The sequence below is a fragment of the Streptomyces sp. NRRL F-525 genome, from assembly GCF_000716605.1.
Classification (GTDB): domain Bacteria; phylum Actinomycetota; class Actinomycetes; order Streptomycetales; family Streptomycetaceae; genus Streptomyces.
In genome coordinates this window covers 1-300 of the sequence record NZ_JNXE01000213.1, presented here as the reverse complement: position 1 = coordinate 300, position 300 = coordinate 1, and the positions used below count along the sequence as shown (strand labels likewise).

Below are 300 nucleotides of genomic sequence, written 5' to 3'. Positions count from 1 at the left end.
CCTCCGGCCAGGGCATCCGCGCCAGATACGGCGCCACGTTCATGGACAGCACCTCGACCGTGCTGTCGGGGACCCGGGCGGCGTCGTACAGCCGTCGAAAGGCCCGCTCCTGGCGCAGGAAGAAGCAGTCCAGGTACCAGAAACAGAGCAGCGGCACCACGCCGACGGCCGCGAGCTGCCAGCTCAGGCGGCTGGCGGAGAGCGCCAGCAGACCCGCGGCCAGGGTCAGCGCCCAGCCCTTGACGAGAAACGAGTTGGTGCCCAACCGCGTGATCGTCGCCTGGATGAACTCCAGATGCT

Annotated in this window: 1 protein-coding gene; it reads right to left on the bottom strand. The window is 68.7% G+C overall.

Annotated elements, in window-relative coordinates; all coding sequences use genetic code 11:
* Nucleotides 1–300 (bottom strand): hypothetical protein (locus OO69_RS48580; RefSeq protein ID WP_033287467.1); only part of this gene is annotated, 300 nt, incomplete at both ends.